Here is a 23,802-nt window from a genome sequence, read left to right as displayed (position 1 = left end):
TTAATTGAAGAGTTTGATCATGGCTCAGATTGAACGCTGGCGGCAGGCCTAACACATGCAAGTCGAGCGGTAACAGGAATTAGCTTGCTAATTCGCTGACGAGCGGCGGACGGGTGAGTAATGCCTGGGAATATGCCTTGATGTGGGGGATAACTATTGGAAACGATAGCTAATACCGCATAATGTCTTCGGACCAAAGAGGGGGATCTTCGGACCTCTCGCGTCAAGATTAGCCCAGGTGAGATTAGCTAGTTGGTGGGGTAAGAGCTCACCAAGGCGACGATCTCTAGCTGGTCTGAGAGGATGATCAGCCACACTGGAACTGAGACACGGTCCAGACTCCTACGGGAGGCAGCAGTGGGGAATATTGCACAATGGGCGAAAGCCTGATGCAGCCATGCCGCGTGTATGAAGAAGGCCTTCGGGTTGTAAAGTACTTTCAGTCGTGAGGAAGGGTGTGCAGTTAATAGCTGTACATCTTGACGTTAGCGACAGAAGAAGCACCGGCTAACTCCGTGCCAGCAGCCGCGGTAATACGGAGGGTGCGAGCGTTAATCGGAATTACTGGGCGTAAAGCGCATGCAGGTGGTTCATTAAGTCAGATGTGAAAGCCCGGGGCTCAACCTCGGAACCGCATTTGAAACTGGTGAACTAGAGTGCTGTAGAGGGGGGTAGAATTTCAGGTGTAGCGGTGAAATGCGTAGAGATCTGAAGGAATACCAGTGGCGAAGGCGGCCCCCTGGACAGACACTGACACTCAGATGCGAAAGCGTGGGGAGCAAACAGGATTAGATACCCTGGTAGTCCACGCCGTAAACGATGTCTACTTGGAGGTTGTGGCCTTGAGCCGTGGCTTTCGGAGCTAACGCGTTAAGTAGACCGCCTGGGGAGTACGGTCGCAAGATTAAAACTCAAATGAATTGACGGGGGCCCGCACAAGCGGTGGAGCATGTGGTTTAATTCGATGCAACGCGAAGAACCTTACCTACTCTTGACATCTACAGAATTCGCTAGAGATAGCTTAGTGCCTTCGGGAACTGTAAGACAGGTGCTGCATGGCTGTCGTCAGCTCGTGTTGTGAAATGTTGGGTTAAGTCCCGCAACGAGCGCAACCCTTATCCTTGTTTGCCAGCACGTAATGGTGGGAACTCCAGGGAGACTGCCGGTGATAAACCGGAGGAAGGTGGGGACGACGTCAAGTCATCATGGCCCTTACGAGTAGGGCTACACACGTGCTACAATGGCGCATACAGAGGGCTGCAAGCTAGCGATAGTGAGCGAATCCCAAAAAGTGCGTCGTAGTCCGGATCGGAGTCTGCAACTCGACTCCGTGAAGTCGGAATCGCTAGTAATCGTGAATCAGAATGTCACGGTGAATACGTTCCCGGGCCTTGTACACACCGCCCGTCACACCATGGGAGTGGGCTGCAAAAGAAGTGGGTAGTTTAACCTTTCGGGGAGGACGCTCACCACTTTGTGGTTCATGACTGGGGTGAAGTCGTAACAAGGTAGCCCTAGGGGAACCTGGGGCTGGATCACCTCCTTAACGATAGATTGCGATTTATGAGTGTTCACACAGATTGATTAGGTTTTAATAAGTTGAAGTGACAGAGCTTTAATTAATGATTTCGATTATTGATTAAAGCTTTTTGCTTTAAGCTCTTTAACAATTTGGAAAGCTGACTGATTTAACTAACTTACGAGTTAGATAAATCAAAATTTAAAAGTTCTTAATATCTTTTGTTTATCTTTAGATAAACAAATTAAAAACACATTCAAGTGTTCTTGTATTTTGAATCCGGCGAAAAACCAGAACTCTCAATGAAGAGTTCAACCTTGGTTGTTTATGCCATACGAAACCTCTTGGGGTTGTATGGTTAAGTGACTAAGCGTACACGGTGGATGCCTTGGCAGTCAGAGGCGATGAAAGACGTATTAACTTGCGATAAGCCCAGATTAGGTAGTAAAAACCTTTTGAGTCTGGGATTTCTGAATGGGGAAACCCACTAGCATAAGCTAGTATCGCTGCGTGAATACATAGCGCAGCGAAGCAAACCGGGAGAACTGAAACATCTAAGTACCCCGAGGAAGAGAAATCAACCGAGATCCCGAAAGTAGCGGCGAGCGAAATTGGGTTAGCCCTTAAGTTGTTAATGAGACAGGTGAAGCCTCTGGAAAGTGGCGCGATACAAGGTGATAGCCCTGTAACCGACATCTCATCATCAGTGAAAACGAGTAAGGCGGGACACGTGATATCCTGTCTGAATATGGGGGGACCATCCTCCAAGGCTAAATACTACTGACTGACCGATAGTGAACCAGTACCGTGAGGGAAAGGCGAAAAGAACCCCTGTGAGGGGAGTGAAATAGAACCTGAAACCGTGTACGTACAAGCAGTAGGAGCATACTTGTTATGTGACTGCGTACCTTTTGTATAATGGGTCAGCGACTTATATTCAGTGGCAAGGTTAACCGTTTAGGGGAGCCGTAGGGAAACCGAGTCTTAACTGGGCGTTCAGTCTCTGGATATAGACCCGAAACCAAGTGATCTAGCCATGGGCAGGTTGAAGGTTGAGTAACATCAACTGGAGGACCGAACCGACTAATGTTGAAAAATTAGCGGATGACTTGTGGCTAGGGGTGAAAGGCCAATCAAACTTGGAGATAGCTGGTTCTCCCCGAAATCTATTTAGGTAGAGCCTCGGACGAATACTACTGGGGGTAGAGCACTGTTAAGGCTAGGGGGTCATCCCGACTTACCAACCCTTTGCAAACTCCGAATACCAGTAAGTAATATCCGGGAGACACACGGCGGGTGCTAACGTCCGTCGTGAAGAGGGAAACAACCCAGACCGCCAGCTAAGGTCCCAAAGTTATAGCTAAGTGGGAAACGATGTGGGAAGGCTCAGACAGCCAGGATGTTGGCTTAGAAGCAGCCATCATTTAAAGAAAGCGTAATAGCTCACTGGTCGAGTCGGCCTGCGCGGAAGATGTAACGGGGCTAAGCTATACACCGAAGCTGCGGCAGTGCAATTTATTGTGCTGGGTAGGGGAGCGTTCTGTAAGCCGTTGAAGGTGTGCTGTAAGGCATGCTGGAGGTATCAGAAGTGCGAATGCTGACATGAGTAACGATAAAGGGGGTGAAAAACCCCCTCGCCGGAAGACCAAGGGTTCCTGTCCAACGTTAATCGGGGCAGGGTAAGTCGACCCCTAAGGCGAGGCCGAAAGGCGTAGTCGATGGGAAACGGGTTAATATTCCCGTACTTCTTATAATTGCGATGGGGGGACGGAGAAGGCTAGGTAGGCTTGGCGACGGTCGTCCAAGTTCAAGTGCGTAGGCTAAGAGTTTAGGTAAATCCGGACTCTTGTTAGGCTGAGACACGATGTCGAGCACCTACGGGTGTGAAGCTATTGATGCCATGCTTCCAGGAAAAGCCTCTAAGCTTCAGGTTATAAGAAATCGTACCCCAAACCGACACAGGTGGTCGAGTAGAGAATACTAAGGCGCTTGAGAGAACTCGGGTGAAGGAACTAGGCAAAATGGTACCGTAACTTCGGGAGAAGGTACGCTCCTAGCGGTGATGAGACTTGCTCTCTAAGCTGCCGGGAGTCGCAGATACCAGGTGGCTGCAACTGTTTATTAAAAACATAGCACTGTGCTAAATCGTAAGATGACGTATACGGTGTGACGCCTGCCCGGTGCTTGAAGGTTAATTGATGGGGTTAGACTTCGGTCGAAGCTCTTGATCGAAGCCCAAGTAAACGGCGGCCGTAACTATAACGGTCCTAAGGTAGCGAAATTCCTTGTCGGGTAAGTTCCGACCTGCACGAATGGCGTAATGATGGCCACGCTGTCTCCACCCGAGACTCAGTGAAATTGAAATCGCTGTGAAGATGCAGTGTACCCGCGGCTAGACGGAAAGACCCCGTGAACCTTTACTACAGCTTGGCACTGAACATTGACCCTACATGTGTAGGATAGGTGGGAGCCTTTGAAGCAAGTACGCTAGTATTTGTGGAGGCAATCTTGAAATACCACCCTTGTATGCTTGATGTTCTAACGTTGGCCCCTTATCGGGGTTGCGGACAGTGCCTGGTGGGTAGTTTGACTGGGGCGGTCTCCTCCCAAAGAGTAACGGAGGAGCACGAAGGTGGGCTAAACACGGTTGGACATCGTGTGGTTAGTGCAATGGCATAAGCCCGCTTGACTGCGAGAATGACAATTCGAGCAGGTACGAAAGTAGGTCATAGTGATCCGGTGGTTCTGAATGGAAGGGCCATCGCTCAACGGATAAAAGGTACTCCGGGGATAACAGGCTGATACCGCCCAAGAGTTCATATCGACGGCGGTGTTTGGCACCTCGATGTCGGCTCATCACATCCTGGGGCTGAAGTCGGTCCCAAGGGTATGGCTGTTCGCCATTTAAAGTGGTACGCGAGCTGGGTTTAGAACGTCGTGAGACAGTTCGGTCCCTATCTGCCGTGGGCGTTGGATGATTGAAAGGGGCTGCTCCTAGTACGAGAGGACCGGAGTGGACGAACCTCTGGTGTTCGGGTTGTTACGCCAGTAGCATTGCCCGGTAGCTAAGTTCGGGATCGATAAACGCTGAAAGCATCTAAGCGTGAAGCGAGCCTTGAGATGAGTCATCCCTGATACTTTAAGTATCCTAAAGGGTTGTTGAAGACTACGACGTTGATAGGCAGGGTGTGTAAGTGCTGCGAGGCATTGAGCTAACCTGTACTAATTGCCCGTGAGGCTTAACCATACAACACCCAAGGGGTTTTGAACGGATTTAAGATAGCAAGAAACAGATTGAATGTGATTAAGAACGCATAACCAGCTTTCCAGATTATTATTTATCTCTTATTGAGGTAGATAGAAAGAATTTGCTTGGCGACCATAGCGTTATGGACCCACCTGATCCCATGCCGAACTCAGAAGTGAAACGTAATAGCGCCGATGGTAGTGTGGGGTCTCCCCATGTGAGAGTAGGACATCGCCAGGCTTGAATTAAGTTTTTATCTTTTTTAGAAGATGAAGACAAAGAATAAAACGCTGACACGTTTTATTTAAGTAATAGCATAATGCTGAATAGACACTACGGAGTGGTAGTTCAGTTGGTTAGAATACCGGCCTGTCACGCCGGGGGTCGCGGGTTCGAGTCCCGTCCACTCCGCCACTATTTAAAAAGCCCTAATCGTAAGATTAGGGCTTTTTAACGTCTGTATAAAATAGAAATAGTGAAATTAAAATGGGTTTATTTATTGAGTAATTAGCCCCTGTTTTAATAAAAGAGATCTTAATTTCTCAACACGCTTTTTATTTACATCAAAATCAGAATATCCTGTACGTGATTCTGAACGTACAATTAGAGTATTCCCTGAAATTCGTAATTCTAAGTCATCTACGAAGCGAAAAAGTAAACTAGTGCATTCAATATGAATGTAATCATTGTCTATATTTACAACTTTAGCTCCTTTTAAATGTTGAGCAACATTAGATATATTTTTAATATTTGCTGTGTTGGTTAATATAAATGGAGCTGCGGAAAAGCTTTCTCTATTTTCTAGCGTTGAGACGCAATTTGGTTTGTCACCACATGGCTTTGTTGATTTATCCATGACTACGTCGCTCCTTTGGCTACAAGCTGATAAAGTAAGTATTATAAATATAGGAATGAGTGATCTTTTCATAAATAATAAACTTCTATTTTAGTTATAGATATTAGAAATGTTAAGTAAGTATAAAACAAGCCCGTGAATTGTTGAATTTTTGTTTATTGAATTTACTATAAAAAAGGCCAGCATCAAAATGTTGGCCAAAGGTTTGGAAGGAACCTGAATTTAATTGCGAAAGATTATGATGCTGATAGCATTAGAGAGCCTGCTTTCGCTTCTAAGTTTGTATTCCCCATAAGATAAGCGTCAACTTCACGCGCACATTCACGACCTTCATTAATACAACGTACAATTAATGATTGCCCTGTACGCATATCACCTGCAGCAAAAACACCTTTTTGGTTAGTAGAAAAACCATTGGTAGCAACGTTGCCACGATCATCAAGTTTAATATCTAATTGAGCTAGAACACCCGTAGGTTCTGGGTGTAAAAATCCCATAGCTAAGAAAGCTTGATCACATGGTATAACTCGCTCACTATTTGCTACTTCGTTAAAACCAGGTCGCTCTCCAGGTTTGGCATCTTGCCAAACGATATCAGCAATACGGAGGCCGGTGACATTACCCTCATCATCAGAGATAAACTCTTTAGTTAAAATGTTCCAATGACGCTCACAGCCTTCTTCGTGGGAAGTCGTTGTTTTCATGATCATTGGGTATTGAGGCCAAGGCATATTCGCTGGGCGCTTTTCTGGTGGAATAGGCATTATCTCAACTTGAGTAATGCTTGCTGCACCATGACGGTTAGAAGTACCTACGCAATCTGATCCTGTATCGCCACCACCGATAACGACAACATGTTTATCTTTTGCATGGATCTCTTTTGTTTTAAGATCCATATTGTTCGCTCGGCGATTGTTTTGACCTAGGAATTCCATTGCAAAATGAACCCCATTTAATTCACGACCAGGAATAGGAAGATCCCTTGGTACTGTTGAACCACCAGTCAGTAATACAACATCAAAATCTTGGCGCAGTTGTTGAGCATTAATTGAAACGCCAATATGTGCATTTACTTCAAACTTAATACCGGCTTCGGCCATTAAATTGATCTTTCGATCAATGATATCCATTCCTAGTTTGAAATCAGGAATACCGAAACGTAATAAGCCACCAACTTTCTCATCTCGTTCAAAAACAGTGACTGAATGGCCTGCACTATTGATTTGCTCTGCAGCAGCTAAGCCGGCAGGACCTGAACCAATAATCGCGACAGTTTTTCCTGTACGGGAACGAGGCTTTTTAGGTTGTGCGTATCCTTCACGATACGCAGTCTCAACGATTGTTTTTTCAATATTACAGATTGTGATTGGATCTTGATTGATCCCTAATACACATGCACTTTCACAAGGAGCAGGGCATACACGGCCTGTAAATTCAGGAAAGTTATTTGTTGAGCTTAGAATATGCCAAGCTTCTTCCCAGCTATCGCGATATACGGCATCGTTAAATTCCGGAATGATGTTCCCAATAGGGCATCCGTTATGACAAAACGGAACACCACAATCCATACAGCGAGATGCTTGCGTATTGATTTTATCGCCAAATTCTTCGTTTAAGACAAATTCTTTATTATCTTGAATTCGAACAATTGGTTCTAATTTTTTTGGTAACTCACGACCATTTTCTAAAAAACCTGTAGGCTTGCCCATTATACTGCCTCCACTTCTTCCATTTGTGCGTGTTGTGCTTCAGTCTTACGCTTTTGAAGTACCGCTTTATAGTCTCGCGGCATAACTTTAGCCAGAGAGGCTAAATTTACTTCAAAATTACTTAAGAAAGACTTTGCTACTTCACTTCCAGTGAATTCAACATGCTTAGTTAGCATTTTATGTAAAAGATCTTTATCTTCTTGTTCGATTGGGTCTAGGTCAACAAGTTCTTGGTTTAACTTTGATTCAAAGTCTCCTGACTTATCCCAAACATACGCTACACCACCACTCATTCCAGCGGCAAAGTTGCGGCCGGTTGAGCCAAGGATAATCGCGACACCACCCGTCATGTATTCACAACCATGGTCACCAACACCTTCCACAACAACTCTTGCCCCAGAGTTTCGAACGCAGAAACGCTCGCCTGCCATTCCTCGAATGTAAGACTCGCCAGAGGTGGCACCATAGAAACAAACGTTACCAACAACAATGTTATCTTCAGCTACAATACTTGATCTTGTGTCTGGATAAAGTACGAGTGTACCTCCTGATAACCCTTTGCCCCAGTAGTCATTTGCGTCACCTTCTACTTCAAATTTGACGCCTTTCGCTAAGAATGCTCCTAAACTTTGCCCCGCGGAACCATTAAATTTCACATTCATTGGTTGCGGTAATCCTTGGTCTTTATAGACTTTAGATATTTCATTTGAAAGCATCGTTCCGACACTTCGGTCAGTATTTAGAATATCAAACTCTGCATTAACTGATTTACCTTCTTCGAGTGCTGGTTTTGCAAGTTTTATAAGTTTGCGGTCCAATACATCTTCAAGATTATGCTGTTGTTTTATTTGATTGAAAATACCATCTTCAGCACGAGGTTGTTCTACGTGAAGTACTGGTGATAAATCTAAGTTTTTATATTTCCAATGACCAATATCGTCACGAACCTTAAGTTTGTGAGATTGACCAACCATGTCTTCAATAGAGCGGAAACCAAGTTCAGCCATAACTTCGCGAAGGCCTTCAGCCATATATTGGAAGAAAGTAACAACGTCTTCTACGCGACCATCAAAACGCTCACGTAATGTTTTATTCTGTGTTGCAATACCAACAGGGCAAGTGTTTTTATGACACTTACGCATCATGATACAACCTTCAACAACAAGAGCCGCCGTCGCTACACCCCACTCTTCGGCGCCAAGAAGTGTTGCTACCGCAAGATCTCGAGGTGTTTTCATTTGGCCATCAGACTGAACAACGATACGGTTACGTAAACCATTCTTCAGTAATGTTTGGTGTGTTTCAGCTAGACCTAATTCCCACGGTAAGCCTGTGTGACGAATAGAGGACATAGGAGATGCACCAGTACCACCATCAAAGCCTGCAATAAGTACTACGTCAGCTTTTGCTTTAGCAACACCAGAGGCGATAGTACCAACACCTGCTTCAGACACTAACTTAACGTTAACACGGCCTTTACGGTTTGCATTTTTAAGATCGTAGATAAGTTGTGCTAAATCTTCGATTGAATAAATATCATGATGTGGCGGTGGTGAAATAAGTCCAACGCCTGGAGTTGAGTGGCGAGTTGCCCCAATCCAATCGTCGACTTTATCTCCAGGCAACTGTCCGCCTTCTCCTGGTTTTGCACCTTGAGCCATCTTAATTTGCAATTCATCGGCGTTGGTCAGGTAGTAAGAGGTAACACCAAATCGACCAGATGCAACTTGTTTGATTGCAGAGCGCTCCCAGTCACCATTTTCTTTTTTCTCAAAGCGAATCGGGTCTTCACCACCTTCACCTGAGTTAGATTTCGCACCGATACGGTTCATTGCAACAGCAAGTGTTGAATGTGCTTCGTGTGAGATAGAACCGAACGACATAGCGCCAGTTGCAAAACGTTTAAGAATATTCTCTATTGGTTCCACTTCCTCTAAAGGAATAGAGCCCGCTGGGTTTTTAATAAAGGCTAATTGGCTACGCAGTGTTGCTGCATTGTCACCTTGGTCATCAATAGCTTGGGTATATTTCTTAAATTGTTCGTAATCTTTATTACGTGTTGATTCTTGCAGTAGTGAGATGGTTTCTGGATTGAATAAATGCTTCTCACCACGTTGTTTCCATTGGTAAACACCACCAACATCAAGTACTTGAACTGGGATTTCTCGAGTAGAGTAGCCAATACGGTGACGGATAAGCACTTCTTTTGCTATATCATCAATAGTAAGGCCTTGAATACGAGAAACAGTACCTGTGAAGTACTTGTCAACAACGGATTTACTAATGCCTAATGCTTCAAATATTTGAGCACCATGGTATGACTGTAATGTTGAAATTCCCATTTTTGAGAAGATCTTAAGCAGACCGCCATTAACCCCTTTACGGTAATTATCAAATAGCTCTTTTGGATGAAGTGTTGGATCGAGTTTCTTAACGCGTTGAAGTTCAACAATCGTTTCAATGACTAAGTATGGGTTAACTGCATTCGCACCATAACCAACGAGTGTTGCAAAGTGGTGTGTTTCACGTGCATCCCCCGTTTCTATAACGATGTCACATTTAGCTCGTAATCCTTTACGAATTAAGTGGTGATGAACGGCGCCCACAGCAAGCATTGCTGGAATCGCAGCATGGTTAGAGTTTACAGCGCGGTCAGTCAGTAGAATAATAGAATAACCATCATTTACCGCATCTTCAGCGTATTGGCAGATGCGTTTTAGTGCACGTTCTAATTTACCCGGCTCTTCACTTGCTTGGAATACGATATCAAGTGTCTTTGCTTGTAGGTGTTCATTATCAATCGCACGCAATTTTTCTAATTCAGAATTCGACAAAACAGGGGATTCAAGTTCTACTTTTTGACAATGCTCAGGGGTTTCAGCAAGTAAGTTTTGATCTTTACCTAGGTAAGTATTAAGTGACATAACCATACGCTCACGGATCGGGTCGATCGGTGGGTTAGTTACTTGTGCAAATAATTGCTTAAAGTAGTTAGATAAATGCTGAGATTGATGCGAAAGAATCGCTAATGGCCAATCTGCACCCATTGCAGTTAATGGCTCATAAGCCGTTTTCGCTAATGGTAGAATAATTTCATTAACTTCTTCAGAGGTAACACCAAACGCCTGTTGACGATTCAGTAGACGTTCTGGAGAAGGTTGGCTGTATTGGTTCGTTGCTTCAGGCAGTTTTTTCAAACTAAGCAGGTTTTCTTCAACCCATTTTTCATAAGGTTGTGAGTTTGCAATGCCATCTTTTACTTCTTCATCAGAAATAATGCGACCTTGCTCTAAGTCAGCAACAAAAATACGGCCTGGTTGTAAGCGACCACGGAACTCAATATTTTCTGGGGCTATTTTTACTACGCCAGATTCAGATGCCATAACAAGGAAGTCATCTTTTGTTACTGTATAGCGAGAAGGGCGAAGACCATTACGGTCAAGCGTTGCACCTACTTGAACGCCATCGGTAAAACAAACAGAAGCGGGGCCATCCCATGGTTCCATTACGTTGGCGTGATATTGATAAAATGCACGACGAGTCGGGTCCATGTTTTTATTTTCTTGCCATGCTTCAGGGATCATCATCATTAATGCATGTGGCAAGCTACGACCAGAAAGAACAAGTAATTCTAATGCCATATCAAAGTTAGATGAATCTGAACTGCCTTCCTGACAAATAGGAAGTAGCATGTCCATTTCTTGTTGGCTAAAGAGATCTGATTCAATGATCGCTTCACGGGCTTTCATCCAGTTCAAATTACCACGAACAGTATTGATTTCACCATTATGAGCAATGTAACGGAATGGTTGAGCTAGGCGCCAACGAGGAAATGTATTGGTTGAAAAGCGAGAATGGACTAGAGCTAAAGCAGTGACCATTGATGGGTTTTGTAAATCTAAGAAATATTGAGGTACTTGCTCTGTAGTTAACTGGCCTTTGTATACTAAGGTTTTGTATGATAATGAGTTAATGTAGAAATCATCACCGATGTTGGAAATACTTTCTAAACAAACACGAACTGTATAGTTACGAAGAACATACAATTTACGTTCTAATTCTGCGGGATCCATTGATGGACCACCAGAAATAAAGACGTGTTCAAATTGAGGTTCGGTACTTAGAGGATCATTACCTAGCATCGAGTTATCGACAGGTAATATACGATATCCAAGAATTTCCAAATCAAGACGTTGAGCGTTACGCTCTAAAATATCTCTACATTGTTGACGTTTGTATTCATCTTTTGGAAAAAGAACAACGCCAATACCGTATTTATCAAAAGAAGGTATTTTAATACTAAGTTTAACGGCTTCTTCTAATAAAAACTCATGAGGTTTTTGTAATAAAATACCTGCGCCATCACCACTGCATGGATCACAGCCTTGGCCACCACGGTGCTCCATACGGGCTAGCATATCAAGTGCTTGAGTTACCACATCATGAGATTTACGGTTTTTAAGGTGAGCGACAAAACCGATACCACATGCATCATGCTCCAATTCCGGAGTATACATGCCCTGTGCACTTTGCTCTCTATCTACCATAGATACATCCTTCCAGTATTATACAGACACAACTTTTCTACGTAAGTTTCTGTCTAGTCCTTTGCTAATCTTCAATCGAACTTGCTGTGAGTTAGTCTCAAGAGGTAGCAAGTTTGAATCCATTCTGGTGTTTGCTGGCATCACTTAATATGACGTGCAAACTAACCCAATCCATTGTGATATCTATCAAATACATTTTTATCCGTTGTATTTGTTGTCTGAGGGTAGATACCACTATCGAAAAGCCCCAATAATCTATTGGTGGCAAATTAAACTATTTAACTATCCTACATTTTTGTCATATTAAATACCAACTAAAGTTGCACGTAATGTTTACTTTTTTCACACTAAATGCATAAGTATTTATAATAAATGGCCTTTTTTTGCGTTTAATCGCTACTTTATGCACCTTTTGTTGATATAAATTAGAATAGCGTATGATTTTTTTCGTTATTATTTACGGTCTTTTTTTACAATCGAGTTAGTAACTTTCATAAATAGAACTGAGACTTCTTTTTATTTATGAACTAAGTCTTTGATTTATTATTGGTTACCGCAATGCAACTTCATGAACTAGCAAATACATTCGGACAAGATTTACAGCGTCGTTATGGCGAAAAGGTACATAAACTGACACTCCATGGTGGTTTTAGTTGCCCTAATAGAGATGGAACGATTGGAAAAGGGGGGTGTACCTTTTGTAACGTCGCCTCATTTTCTGATGAACAAGAGCAGTTTAAAGCGATTCATGAGCAGCTAGCAGATAGAGCGGGAGAAGTTAAGCGTGCGAAAAAGTATCTTGCCTACTTTCAAGCTTATACAAATACATTTGCAGAGGTCCAAGTACTAAAAAATATGTATGAAGAAGCGCTGAATTCCGCCAATATTGTTGGTTTGTGTGTTGGTACGCGGCCTGATTGTGTACCTGATGCGGTATTAGAATTACTGAAAGGGTATGTTGATGACGGATATGAGGTTTGGCTTGAACTTGGACTTCAGACGGCTAATGATAAAACCTTAAAGCGCATCAATCGTGGGCAATGATTTTGCTTGCTATGACACGATTACGCGTAAAGCTAGATTGTTAGGAATTAAGATTTGTACTCACCTTATTATAGGGTTGCCTGGTGATACGAGAGAAGACAATCTTGAAACACTTAATAAAGTATTAGAAACCGGAACTGATGGAATAAAATTACACCCGCTGCATATCGTAGAGGGAAGTACGATGGCTAAAGCATGGCGTGCTGGTAAAATAGAAGCGCCAACAATGGAAGATTATATTGATGTTGCTTCTGAAATCATTCGTTTAACTCCTCCTGATATTATTTATCATCGTGTATCAGCGACAGCAAGAAGGCCAACTTTACTTTCACCAATGTGGTGTGAGCCTCGCTGGTTAGGGCTAACTAATGTAGGTATGGCTCTTAATAAAGATGGAGCGCAAGGTTCTTTGATTAACACGCCTTTCAAATACACGATCCCAGTGTTGAAAAAATAACTCAAATAGAATGAACCCTGATATTATTCATATTGAATATTATCAGGGTGTATCTATGAAGCAGTTAAAAATTCTTGCGCAGTTTTATGTCGATCTTATGGTTAGGCTTGGGATCGTCCGTTTTAGTCTCTTACTTGCCATCGCTCTTGTTGCTTTAGCTGTCATTGTTCAAGTTGGAGTGACTCTCGTCTTGAGTGGTGAAGTTAATGATTTAGACATTGTACGATCTGTTTTTTTTGGTTTACTGATCACTCCTTGGGCTGTTTTCTTTTTATCAGTAGTCGTTGAACACTTAGAAGATTCTCGTCAACGCTTATCTAAATTGGTTGGTAAATTAGAAGAAATGAGAACTCGTGATCTTGATTTAAATAAAAAATTAAAAGGTAACGTCAAAAAACTGAATCAAGAAATAGAAGAGCGAGAAAAAGCAGAAGAGGCTCGCCAAGAAGCGATGGGGGATTTGGAAAATGAGGTCTTTCATCGAGAAAAAGCACAATTAGAATTAGCTGAGCAAACTGCGTTATTGCGATCTTACCTTGATACTTCCCCCGATATAATTTATTACCGTAATGAATTAGGTTTTTTCTCTGGCTGTAATAAAGCCATGGAGGATCTCATCGGTAAATCTGAAAAAGAACTGATTGGATTATCACCTAAAGATGTTTATAGCATTGAAGTCGCGACTAAAGTCATTGATACCGATAGACAAGTTCTTAAAGAGAACCAAGCATTAACGTATGAACAGTGGCTTGATTATCCTGATGGCAGAAAAGCGTGTTTTGAATTAAGCAAAATCCCTTTTTATAGTAAAGATGGTCGTCACTTAGGTTTGGTTGGTTTTGGACGAAACATAACGGATCGTAAAAGTTACGAAGAGGCCCTAGAAAAAGCCAGTCGTGACAAAACAACATTTATATCAACAATCAGTCATGAATTACGAACACCACTTAATGGTATTGTCGGATTAAGTCGTATGCTGCTTGATACCCGTCTTGATGATGAACAACATAATTATATGCGAACTATTAATGTCAGTGCGATCACTTTGGGTAATATATTTAACGATATTATTGATATGGATAAATTTGATCGCCGTAGATTAGAACTATTACCTAAGCCTCTTGATTTTATTAGTTTTGTTACTGAAATGGAAAATATATCAGGATTAATGGCAGAGCAAAAAGGGCTGCGTTTTGATCTAGAAAGACTAACGAGCCTTCCCGCGCATATCTGTGTTGATAGTACTCGTTTACGACAAGTTCTTTGGAATTTAATCGGGAATGCGACTAAATTCACGAAAGAAGGCGGAGTTGTGATGTCCGTGAGTGCCGATATACACGGTGACAATGCAGATATAACTTTTGAAGTGGAAGATTCAGGAATTGGGATCCCTGAGTCTGAATTAGAAAATGTGTTTACTATGTATTATCAGGTGAAACAAGGCAAAGATAATTTACATGCAGTAGGGACTGGTATTGGTTTAGCGGTATCTAAAGAATTAATTAACTTGATGGGAGGGGACATTACAGTAACCAGTGATGTCGGGTTTGGTAGTACGTTTATTGTCTCTATCAACGTCCCCTTGGTTGATCATGTTGAAGAAGAAGAAGCAATGCCTGAGATGAAAAGTGCAAAATCTTTGCGAATTTTTATGCTTGAGGATATTGAACTGAATATTACCGTCGCTCGTTCGTTGCTTGAAAGTTTAGGTCATACCGTCGATGTGGCTATGTGTGGTGAAGATGCAATCAATCAATTTGATCCCACAAACTATGATTTAGCGTTATTAGATATTCAATTACCTGACATGACTGGATTTGATGTCGCTCAAATATTTAGAGAAAAATATGAGGAATTACCACCGTTAGTTGCTTTAACGGCTAATTTATTAAAAGAAAAAGACGAATACTTTGAAAAAGGTATGGATGAAGCCATCAGCAAACCGTTAAGTGTTAAAGCGTTAACTGAAGTACTTGAACTGTTCTCTATCTCCGATGAAAAAGAGAGAGAGAAAGAAAATAAAGTGGCTCAAATTAAAACGGCAGAACAACTTGAGAGTGAGCATTTAATTGATACTTTACTCGATTTAGAAATGCTTGAGTCGTACATCGAGATAGTTGGTACAAAACCTATTTATACCAGCATCGAAATGTTTGAAAGCAGTATGAAAGAATATATTCAAATACTTGATTCAAACATGACAGCACGAGATCAAGATGGCATTGTATTTGAGACTCATAAAATGAAAGGGGCTGCGGGATCCATTGGTTTAAAGCATATTCAACAAGTGGCCCAAAAAGCACAGTCTCCAGATTTACCAGCGTGGTGGGAGAATATTGATGATTGGGTTGAAGAAATTAAAAATGAATATGAAAATGATATTCAAGTACTAAAAAGTTGGTTAAAGCAGCGACAAAATTAAGGAACTATAATGAAAAGAATAATGATAGTAACCGCAGTCATAATCGGACTTGCTGGTTGTCAGATGACTTCTGAAGACAACATCGATTGGCAACAAGATAACCAAGTTGAGTTAATGAATTCAAAAATAGAATTAAACTCAGCGGTTTGGATTGACGAAATGCCAAGTGTTGGCAGTGAAGAAGATGAAAGTAAGCTGAATTTAGCACTGACACTGACTTCAAATCAGGTTATAGACCCTGATATTGAGATCGTCGAGGTGGTTATTCGTCAAGGTGAAGAGTCGTGGGTGATTGATGAAGAAGAATATGATGTGCGCGTTCATAACAATCATTCTTGGGAAATAGCAGCGAAATCATTTCATGTATTGGATGCAAGTAAGCCGCTGGATATTGCTGTTCAAGTTAATGATGAATGGATAATTCAAACTAATGTTTCGGTTGATACTGTGTATTAATTTAATACCGGATACAAAAATGCCCCGTCTATCTAAATAGAGCGGGGCATTTTTATTTCAGAAAGAGTTAACTATTATAACTCTTCTAGATCACCACAAAAACGGTAACCTTCACCATGAATAGTAGCGATAATCTCAGGAGTATCTGTTACTGATTCAAAATGCTTACGGATGCGACGAATAGTTACATCAACAGTACGATCATGAGGTTTTAGCTCACGGCCTGTCATTTTTTTCAATAAGTCAGCACGAGTCTGAATTTTACCTGGGTTTTCACAGAAGTGAAGTAAGGCACGGAATTCAGAGCGAGGAAGCTTGTAGCTTTCACCGCTTGGGCTAACTAGAGAGCGGCTGTTGATTTCAACAGTCCAACCATTGAATGTATAACGCTCAACCAGTTTTTTATCTTCAACGGCTGTGCTTTGATTCATTGAACGAGTCAATAAGTTACGTGCACGAATAGTCAGCTCGCGAGGATTAAATGGTTTTGTGATGTAATCATCAGCACCGATTTCTAATCCTAAAATCTTATCAACTTCATTGTCTCTACCTGTAAGGAACATAAGAGCCATATCACCACGTTCGCGAAGTTCACGAGCAAGAAGAAGGCCATTTTTTCCTGGAAGGTTGATGTCCATAATCACAAGATTAAGCTGTTGTTCAGAAAGCACAGTGTGCATTTCTTCACCATCGCTTGCTTCGAATACATTGTAGCCTTCTGCTTCAAAAATGCTTTTTAGTGTATTACGAGTAACGTGTTCATCTTCAACGATTAGGATCTGAGGGGTTTGCATGGGCGGTACCTAACTAACTGATTAAAGTCAAAAGTAGAATTAACGGTGTTAATTCTATAATAAAAAATTTACAAATAGGAAATAGACTCTTCAATCGTAGACTAAAATATATATTGAAGAATAGAAACCTAAACGGCACGCCATCCTTGGTTGTCATTGAATATATAATCAATAACATGATAAAGCTCTAATTTTTTGAATTAGTATCTAAAACTTGATTAGAAGATAGATTTTAATCCCTTAACACCACTCTAACAATAAGCGATTTTTATTTCCATACATTTTATTGATTTAGGTCAATAGCAATCGATACCACTAGAGTGTAGTAATAAATATAGGAACATATTTATAGTAAAATTGTAAATTTCTATGCGATTTATGGAGATGTAATACTTGCTAATGTTGTTAAGCAGGTTTGTTTTAATAAACAAGGAGAATATAAAATGGATTTATTGCCTGATATTTGTGATCAATTTGAAGACCGCGTTCAACTTATTGATGTCGAATTTAAAGATTTTGGTGGTCGAGCGTGTTTTTACGGTGAGATTGTCACTGTACGTTGCTATCAAGATAATTCACTTGTGCGTGAAGTATTGCAGCAAAATGGTAAGGGGAAAGTGCTCTTTATTGATGGCAATGGCTCGTGCCAAAAAGCACTTCTTGGCGATCAAGTTGCACTACTTGCTGTAAATAATCAGTGGGAAGGTGTGATCGTATATGGGGCTATTCGTGATGTCGGTGAAATAAGAACAATGCCACTAGGAGTCAAGGCATTGGGCACATCACCATTTAAAACAGAAAAACGAGGCGCTGGAGAGCAACAAGTGTCAATTACGGTTAATACTCAAGTTATCCCACCTGGGGATTATATCTACGCAGATCTCAATGGTGTCTTGATAAGCAAAGAATTATTAATTTAATTGCAAAAACTAAATGCTTGTTTAATAGATTATATTCAATAGCTTGCAACGATATATTCTTCTTTTGTTATGTAAATGAGTAAATTTATCATTGACTTGTTAGAGGGACGTAAGGTAGTTATTGTATATCGAAAACATTTATTTTAGAGTTTTTATTATATGTTCATTATCAGCTCAATGATTATTACCACAACAATTACCGGCACCATGGTTGCTGGGGTGGGCTGATACGCATAAGTATTTTAAAGAAGCCCGCACTGATTATCAGAGCGGGCTTTTTTTTGCAATTTAGTTACTAATTCTTAACTGCATTCTTTCATTATTTACTGAAACGTTTATCATGCTAGAAGCAGTAAGGATACTGCAGTAACACTCGTTTTTAGGGAGGATAGAGATGCGAGTATTAAAGTTTGGTGGTTCGTCATTAGCAGATTCAGATCGTTTTTTACGTGCCGCAGATATCATTGCCAATAATGCGCAACAGCAAGATGTTTCTGTTGTTTTATCGGCACCGGGTAAGGTAACGAATAAGTTAGTTTCAGTCGTTGATAACGTATTAACGAATGGAGAAGCTGAGTTACAAATTTCAGAATTAGAAGCTGTTTTTATTCAGTTGTTTGATGGTATTTCTACCGCACTTCCACAAGTCGATCTTAAAACGCTTGAAAATAAGCTAAAAGATTCACTTTCTCAACTTCGCCAATATGTGCATGGTATTAGTTTATTAGGTATGTGCCCTGATAATGTCTATGCAAAAATCATCAGTAAAGGCGAACGTATTTCAGTCGTTACAATGAAGGCGGTACTTGAAGCTAAAGGGCAACAAGCAAGCCTTATCGACCCAGTTAAATATCTTTATGCTCGTGGTAGTTTTTTAGAAGGTGCTGTTGATGTTGATATTTCGACGCTGAATTTTAAAAATGAACCTCTTCCTAAAGGGCACGTAAATATCATGCCTGGTTTTACTGCAGGGAATGAAAAAGGTGAATTGCTTACTTTAGGGCGTAACGGATCTGATTATTCAGCGGCGGTGCTTGCCGCTTGTCTTCGTGCCGAGTGTTGTGAGATTTGGACTGATGTTGATGGTGTTTATAACTGTGACCCTCGATTAGTTGATGATGCTCGTCTACTTAAGTCTTTAAGCTATCAAGAAGCAATGGAATTGTCGTATTTTGGGGCTTCAGTTTTGCATCCTAAAACCATCGCACCTATTGCTCAATTTCATATTCCTTGCCTAATTAAAAACAGTTTTAACCCTCAAGGTCCAGGCACGCTTATTGGCCAAGATACAGGTGAAGATAATTTAGCCATTAAAGGGATAACGACATTAAGTAATTTAACGATGGTTAACGTCAGTGGCCCTGGCATGAAAGGCATGGTTGGTATGGCAAGCCGTGTATTTGGTGCAATGTCTACGGCTGGTATTTCTATTGTCTTAATTACTCAGTCTTCTTCTGAGTACAGTATCAGCTTTTGTATTGAGGCTGAGGATAAAGTACAAGCAGAGCAAGTATTACGCGAAGCGTTTGAATTAGAATTAAAAGACGGTTTATTAGAACCCGTTGAATTTATTAATGATGTTGCTATCGTAACGCTAGTTGGTGATGGCATGAGAACATCAAAAGGTGTGGCTTCTCAATTCTTTACATCATTAACAGAAGTGAACGTTAATATCATTGCTATTGCTCAAGGCTCTTCTGAGCGAGCTATTTCAGCCGTCATTCCTGAAGATAAAGTGTCTGAATCAATTAAAGCGTGTCACGAGAATCTCTTCAATAGTAAGCATTTCTTAGATGTTTTTGTCGTAGGTGTTGGTGGTGTTGGTGGTGAGTTAGTTGAACAAATTAAACGACAACAACCAAAGCTGTCTCAAAAAGGCATCGAAATTCGAGTTTGTGGCTTGGCAAATAGTCGAGGTCTATTATTGGACAGCAAAGGGATTTCACTGGACGGATGGCGTGACCGAATGGGTAATGCGACCGAAGAGTTTAGTCTTGCTCGTTTAATCTCATTGGTTCAGCGTAACCATATTATTAACCCTGTGATTATTGATTGTACGTCTGATCATGGTATTGCTGCTCAATATGTTGATTTTCTATCGGCAGGTTTTCACGTTATTACTCCGAATAAAAAATCGAACACCGATTCTATGGCCTATTACCATCAGTTACGTAATGCAGCACGTGCAACGCGACGTAAGTTTATGTATGAGACGACGGTTGGTGCAGGTTTACCTGTTATTGAAAACCTACAAAACCTAATTGCTGCTGGTGATGAGCTTGTAAAGTTTAATGGTATTTTATCCGGTTCTATGTCTTATATTTTTGGCAAGCTAGACGAAGGCATGTCATTAAGTGACGCTACGAATGTAGCGAAAAAAAATGGCTTTACTGAGCCCGATCCTCGAGATGATTTATCTGGTATGGATGTGGCTCGAAAACTTCTTATTCTTGCTCGCGAATCTGGCCTTGAAATTGAATTAGATGACGTAGAGGTTGAACAAGCATTACCACCAGGCTTTGATGACTCAGGAACTATTGATGAATTCATGGCTCGTCTTCCAGAAGCGGATGCATATTTTGTTCAAGAGTCAGCTAAAGCCGCAGAGGAAGGCAAAGTATTACGTTATGTCGGTGAAATTTCAGAAGGGAAATGTAAGGTTCGAATTGCTGCCGTAGATGGTGATGATCCTATGTTTAAGATTAAAGACGGTGAAAATGCATTGGCATTCTACAGTCGTTACTATCAACCAATCCCATTGGTATTAAGAGGCTATGGCGCAGGAACAGAAGTAACTGCTGCTGGCGTATTCTCTGATCTTATGCGCACCCTTGGCTGGAAATTAGGAGTATAAAATGAGTGTTGTTGTTTATGCTCCGGCATCGATTGGTAATGTAAGTGTTGGGTTTGATGTACTTGGTGCAGCGGTTTCTCCTATTGATGGTTCGCTATTAGGAGATAGAGTTCTTGTTGAATCCGGTTCTGACGCTTTCACTCTTGCCACATCAGGTCGTTTTGTTGATAAATTGCCAGAAAATCCGCAAGACAATATTGTTTATGATTGTTGGAAAGTGTTTGCAAGAGAGCTTGAAACTAAAAACGTAACGTTAAAACCTATTCATATGGTACTAGAAAAAAACATGCCAATTGGTTCTGGTTTAGGCTCTAGTGCTTGCTCTATTGTTGCTGCACTTGATGCATTAAATCAGTTTCATGATAAACCATTAACTGAAATGGAGCTCCTTGCTCTAATGGGGGAGATGGAAGGACAGATATCAGGTGGGATTCACTATGATAATGTGGCGCCATGCTATCTTGGTGGTTTGCAATTAATGGTTGAAGAACTCGGTATTATTAGTCAAGAAGTCCCTTGTTTCGATGAATGGTATTGGGTGATGGCATACCCGGGTATTAAAGTATCAACGGCGGAAGCTCGTGAAATTCTACCTTCTCAATATCGTCGTCAAGATGTCATTGCTCATGGTCGAAATCTCGCAGGCTTTATTCATGCGTGTTATTCAAAGCAACCAGAGCTAGCCGCGAAAATGATCAAAGATGTGGTGGCTGAACCTTACCGTGAACGCTTATTACCTAATTTTGCTCAAGCTCGCGCTTATGCCGCTTCTGCAGGTGCATTAACAACAGGAATTTCTGGGTCAGGACCAACTCTATTTAGTATTTGTAAAGATAAAGATATTGCTGAAAGAGTATCTCGTTGGTTGCAAGATAATTACGTTCAAAATGACGAAGGATTTGTCCATGTTTGTCGTTTAGACAAGCAAGGTTCACAAGTAACAGGAAGTAAATTATGAAGTTGTACAACATAAAAGAAAACGATGAGAAAGTCTCTTTTGGCCAAGCCGTTCGCCAAGGTTTAGGTCGTAATCAAGGACTGTTTTTTCCATCTGAACTGCCTACGTTTGATGATATAGATACACTTCTGGCCGACGATTTTATTTCCCGTAGTACTAAGATTTTATCTGCGTTTATTGGTGATGAATTGCCACAAGATACTGTTAGAAATATGGTTGAGAATGCATTTCAATTTCCCGCACCTATTCACGCAGTTAAAGATGGCGTTTATGCACTAGAATTATTTCACGGTCCAACATTAGCGTTTAAAGATTTTGGTGGCCGTTTTATGGCTCAGTCTTTAGCCGCAGTGACAGAAGGGAATGATAAAATTACGATTCTAACCGCGACATCTGGTGATACTGGAGCTGCTGTTGCTCATGCCTTTTATGGTATGGATAATATTAATGTCGTGATCTTATATCCGAAAGGTAAAATAAGCCCATTACAAGAAAAGCTATTTTGTACTCTGGGTGGCAATATTCATACCGTTGCCGTTGATGGTGACTTTGATGATTGTCAGGCATTGGTTAAGCAATCTTTTGATGATGCCGATTTACGTAAAGAAATTGGATTAAACTCAGCTAACTCAATTAATATTAGTCGTTTAATGGCTCAAATTTGTTATTACTTTGAAGCCGTTTCTCAGCTACCAAAAGAAAAGCGTGATGATGTCGTTATTTCAGTACCAAGTGGTAATTTTGGTAACTTAACAGCGGGTTTATTAGCTAAGTCTTTAGGCTTACCTGTTAAACGCTTTATTGCTGCGACAAATGTAAATGATACGGTGCCACGTTATCTTGAAACGGGGCAATGGGAACCAAAAACAACGATTCCTACAATTTCAAATGCCATGGATGTGAGCCAACCAAATAACTGGCCTCGTATTGAAGAGCTTTGCCAACGTTTAGGCTGGGGGCTTGAAACGCTAGGTAAAGGTGCAGTCACTGATGCTCAGAGTGCAGAAACATTAAAAGAAATGCATGCAGAAGGCTACTTATGTGAACCTCATGGTGCGATAGCTTATCGTATTTTGAATGAGCAATTAGCTGAGGGTGAGATTGGCTTATTTTTATGTACAGCCCATCCCGCTAAGTTTAAAGAAGTTGTCGATGATATTTTAGGCGGAGATCTTGATCTTCCAGCGCCATTAGCGAAACATAATGCAATGGAGTTATTGTCTGAAGATCTTGCTAATAACTTTGATGATCTAAAAGAAGTATTGCGTAAAGTTCAATAAAGGCGAAAGCGATACGGTAATGGCATATGAATGGATATGCCATTAATAAAAAGCCTCTTAAATGCTAACTAATTAGTCAGTATTGAAGAGGCTTTTATATAGAAAAACGGCACTCATGAGCAATGAGTGCCGTTTTTTATTTAGGAAAGTCTAGATTATAGAGTTTCTGTAAAAGTACGTGCGATAACGTCTTGTTGTTGCTCTGTTGTTAGAGAATTAAAACGTACAGCATAACCCGATACACGGATAGTTAACTGTGGGTATTTCTCTGGGTGCTTAACTGCGTCTTGTAATGTATCACGTTGCAGAACGTTAACATTTAGATGTTGGCCACCTTCAACTTTTGGTGCTTTTTCAATAGCAACGTCACGGCTTTCGTATTCGCCCAGTGCGCTTGTTGCAATAACTTGGTCAGCTTCAAAGCCTGAAGTTGCAACAACACAACGTGCTTCATTTTTCTCGCTATCTAGTAGCCAGATAGAGTTAAGAAGATCGTCATTTGCAGCTTTAGTAATTTGGATACCTGTGATCATTTTACTTTCTCCTAGTCCACTTTGTGGTTATTTTGTAAATATCTTATGGGTCACATTATATACATGATACCCTTACTTTGTATATTGATATAGGTCAAAAAACAACAAAAAGTGACAATTAATTCATCTTTAAAATCTTATCCTAAATCAATAAAACACCATATAGCTAGCTTGTGGCACGAAAATTTCAGCTTACTACTTTATTG

General features: G+C 41.1%; 11 protein-coding genes, 1 tRNA gene, 3 rRNA genes and 1 pseudogene. 11 read left to right on the top strand and 5 right to left on the bottom strand.

From position 1 onward, the window contains the following. The first annotated feature begins 1 nt into the window (after position 1). The 4 genes from VSAL_RS13405 to VSAL_RS13390 all read left to right on the top strand — a co-directional run bounded on the left by VSAL_RS13405 (position 2) and on the right by VSAL_RS13390 (position 5,180). Positions 2 to 1,546, top strand: a 16S ribosomal RNA gene (locus VSAL_RS13405). Between the two features lie 329 nt (positions 1,547 to 1,875). Continuing rightward, positions 1,876 to 4,766: ribosomal RNA gene (locus VSAL_RS13400) — 23S ribosomal RNA — on the top strand. 124 nt (positions 4,767 to 4,890) lie between these two features. Then, positions 4,891 to 5,006: ribosomal RNA gene (gene rrf, locus VSAL_RS13395) — 5S ribosomal RNA — on the top strand. Together the 16S, 23S and 5S rRNA genes with 1 tRNA gene alongside form the textbook arrangement of a ribosomal RNA operon. Positions 5,007 to 5,103: 97 nt before the next feature. After that, a tRNA-Asp gene (locus tag VSAL_RS13390) sits at positions 5,104 to 5,180 on the top strand. A gap of 82 nt (positions 5,181 to 5,262) precedes the next feature. Here the strand turns inward: VSAL_RS13390 and VSAL_RS13385 are convergent. The 3 genes from VSAL_RS13385 to gltB form a co-directional block, all read right to left on the bottom strand. Then, complete coding sequence (locus VSAL_RS13385) at positions 5,263 to 5,694, bottom strand: DUF1499 domain-containing protein (RefSeq protein ID WP_012551034.1); 432 nt, start codon at positions 5,692 to 5,694, stop codon at positions 5,263 to 5,265. Between the two features lie 164 nt (positions 5,695 to 5,858). Continuing rightward, positions 5,859 to 7,331 (bottom strand): glutamate synthase subunit beta, encoded by a 1,473-nt coding sequence (locus VSAL_RS13380; RefSeq protein WP_012551033.1) that lies wholly within the window; start codon positions 7,329 to 7,331, stop codon positions 5,859 to 5,861. Further along, the gene (gene gltB / locus VSAL_RS13375; RefSeq protein WP_012551032.1) at positions 7,331 to 11,878 is read right to left on the bottom strand and encodes a glutamate synthase large subunit; all 4,548 of its coding nucleotides are present in this window, start codon (positions 11,876 to 11,878) and stop codon (positions 7,331 to 7,333) included. Before gltB ends, VSAL_RS13380 begins: the two co-directional genes overlap by 1 nt. Before the next feature lie 558 nt (positions 11,879 to 12,436). On the opposite strand from gltB, the pseudogene VSAL_RS13370 reads away from it, so the two are divergent. From VSAL_RS13370 to VSAL_RS13360, 3 genes and pseudogenes are all read left to right on the top strand, one after another. Further along, positions 12,437 to 13,379: pseudogene (locus VSAL_RS13370) on the top strand (TIGR01212 family radical SAM protein). Positions 13,380 to 13,434: 55 nt separating this feature from the next. Continuing rightward, positions 13,435 to 15,801 (top strand): aerobic respiration two-component sensor histidine kinase ArcB, encoded by a 2,367-nt coding sequence (arcB, locus tag VSAL_RS13365; protein ID WP_012551031.1) that lies wholly within the window; start codon positions 13,435 to 13,437, stop codon positions 15,799 to 15,801. A gap of 9 nt (positions 15,802 to 15,810) precedes the next feature. After that, positions 15,811 to 16,257 (top strand): hypothetical protein, encoded by a 447-nt coding sequence (locus VSAL_RS13360; protein WP_012551030.1) that lies wholly within the window; start codon positions 15,811 to 15,813, stop codon positions 16,255 to 16,257. 74 nt (positions 16,258 to 16,331) lie between these two features. Here VSAL_RS13360 and arcA read toward each other — a convergent pair whose 3' ends face one another. Continuing rightward, entirely contained in the window at positions 16,332 to 17,051 is a 720-nt protein-coding gene (gene arcA, locus VSAL_RS13355; RefSeq protein ID WP_012551029.1) for a two-component system response regulator ArcA, read from the bottom strand. 443 nt (positions 17,052 to 17,494) lie between these two features. Here arcA and VSAL_RS13350 point away from each other — a divergent pair, with 443 nt between their 5' ends. The 4 genes from VSAL_RS13350 (at position 17,495) to thrC (ending at position 23,063) form a co-directional block, all read left to right on the top strand. After that, positions 17,495 to 17,971, top strand: coding sequence for a putative 4-hydroxy-4-methyl-2-oxoglutarate aldolase (locus tag VSAL_RS13350; protein WP_012551028.1), 477 nt, complete (start codon positions 17,495 to 17,497; stop codon positions 17,969 to 17,971). 394 nt (positions 17,972 to 18,365) lie between these two features. Then, the gene (thrA, locus tag VSAL_RS13345) at positions 18,366 to 20,825 is read left to right on the top strand and encodes a bifunctional aspartate kinase/homoserine dehydrogenase I (RefSeq protein ID WP_012551027.1); all 2,460 of its coding nucleotides are present in this window, start codon (positions 18,366 to 18,368) and stop codon (positions 20,823 to 20,825) included. A 1-nt stretch (position 20,826) separates the two neighbouring features. Beyond that, positions 20,827 to 21,783 carry a homoserine kinase gene (gene thrB / locus VSAL_RS13340; RefSeq protein ID WP_012551026.1) on the top strand — a complete coding sequence of 319 codons (957 nt, stop codon included), beginning with the start codon at positions 20,827 to 20,829 and terminating at the stop codon, positions 21,781 to 21,783. Next, a complete protein-coding gene (gene thrC / locus VSAL_RS13335; protein WP_012551025.1) occupies positions 21,780 to 23,063 on the top strand; it encodes a threonine synthase in 1,284 nt (427 codons plus the stop codon). The genes thrB and thrC overlap by 4 nt, the downstream gene beginning before the upstream one ends. Positions 23,064 to 23,218: 155 nt before the next feature. On the opposite strand, the gene grcA is transcribed toward thrC, so the two are convergent. Further along, positions 23,219 to 23,596, bottom strand: a complete 378-nt coding sequence (grcA, locus tag VSAL_RS13330; protein ID WP_012551024.1) for an autonomous glycyl radical cofactor GrcA — start codon at positions 23,594 to 23,596, stop codon at positions 23,219 to 23,221. Positions 23,597 to 23,802: the final 206 nt, after the last annotated feature.

It is taken from the genome of Aliivibrio salmonicida LFI1238, from assembly GCF_000196495.1.
GTDB classification, from domain to species: domain Bacteria; phylum Pseudomonadota; class Gammaproteobacteria; order Enterobacterales; family Vibrionaceae; genus Aliivibrio; species Aliivibrio salmonicida.
The sequence above is the reverse complement of the archived record's forward strand: the minus strand, read 5'-3'. Positions and strand labels throughout refer to the sequence as shown.

Excerpts from the sequence above, each read along its gene's own strand:
- VSAL_RS13380 (WP_012551033.1), bottom strand. The coding sequence starts at position 7,331 with ATGGGCAAGCCTACAGGTTTTTTAGAAAATGGTCGTGAGTTACCAAAA.
- grcA (WP_012551024.1), bottom strand. The coding sequence starts at position 23,596 with ATGATCACAGGTATCCAAATTACTAAAGCTGCAAATGACGATCTTCTT.
- thrC (WP_012551025.1), top strand. The coding sequence starts at position 21,780 with ATGAAGTTGTACAACATAAAAGAAAACGATGAGAAAGTCTCTTTTGGC.
- arcB (WP_012551031.1), top strand. The coding sequence starts at position 13,435 with ATGAAGCAGTTAAAAATTCTTGCGCAGTTTTATGTCGATCTTATGGTT.
- thrB (WP_012551026.1), top strand. The coding sequence starts at position 20,827 with ATGAGTGTTGTTGTTTATGCTCCGGCATCGATTGGTAATGTAAGTGTT.
- arcA (WP_012551029.1), bottom strand. The coding sequence starts at position 17,051 with ATGCAAACCCCTCAGATCCTAATCGTTGAAGATGAACACGTTACTCGT.
- VSAL_RS13360 (WP_012551030.1), top strand. The coding sequence starts at position 15,811 with ATGAAAAGAATAATGATAGTAACCGCAGTCATAATCGGACTTGCTGGT.
- gltB (WP_012551032.1), bottom strand. The coding sequence starts at position 11,878 with ATGGTAGATAGAGAGCAAAGTGCACAGGGCATGTATACTCCGGAATTG.
- VSAL_RS13350 (WP_012551028.1), top strand. The coding sequence starts at position 17,495 with ATGGATTTATTGCCTGATATTTGTGATCAATTTGAAGACCGCGTTCAA.
- VSAL_RS13385 (WP_012551034.1), bottom strand. The coding sequence starts at position 5,694 with ATGAAAAGATCACTCATTCCTATATTTATAATACTTACTTTATCAGCT.
- thrA (WP_012551027.1), top strand. The coding sequence starts at position 18,366 with ATGCGAGTATTAAAGTTTGGTGGTTCGTCATTAGCAGATTCAGATCGT.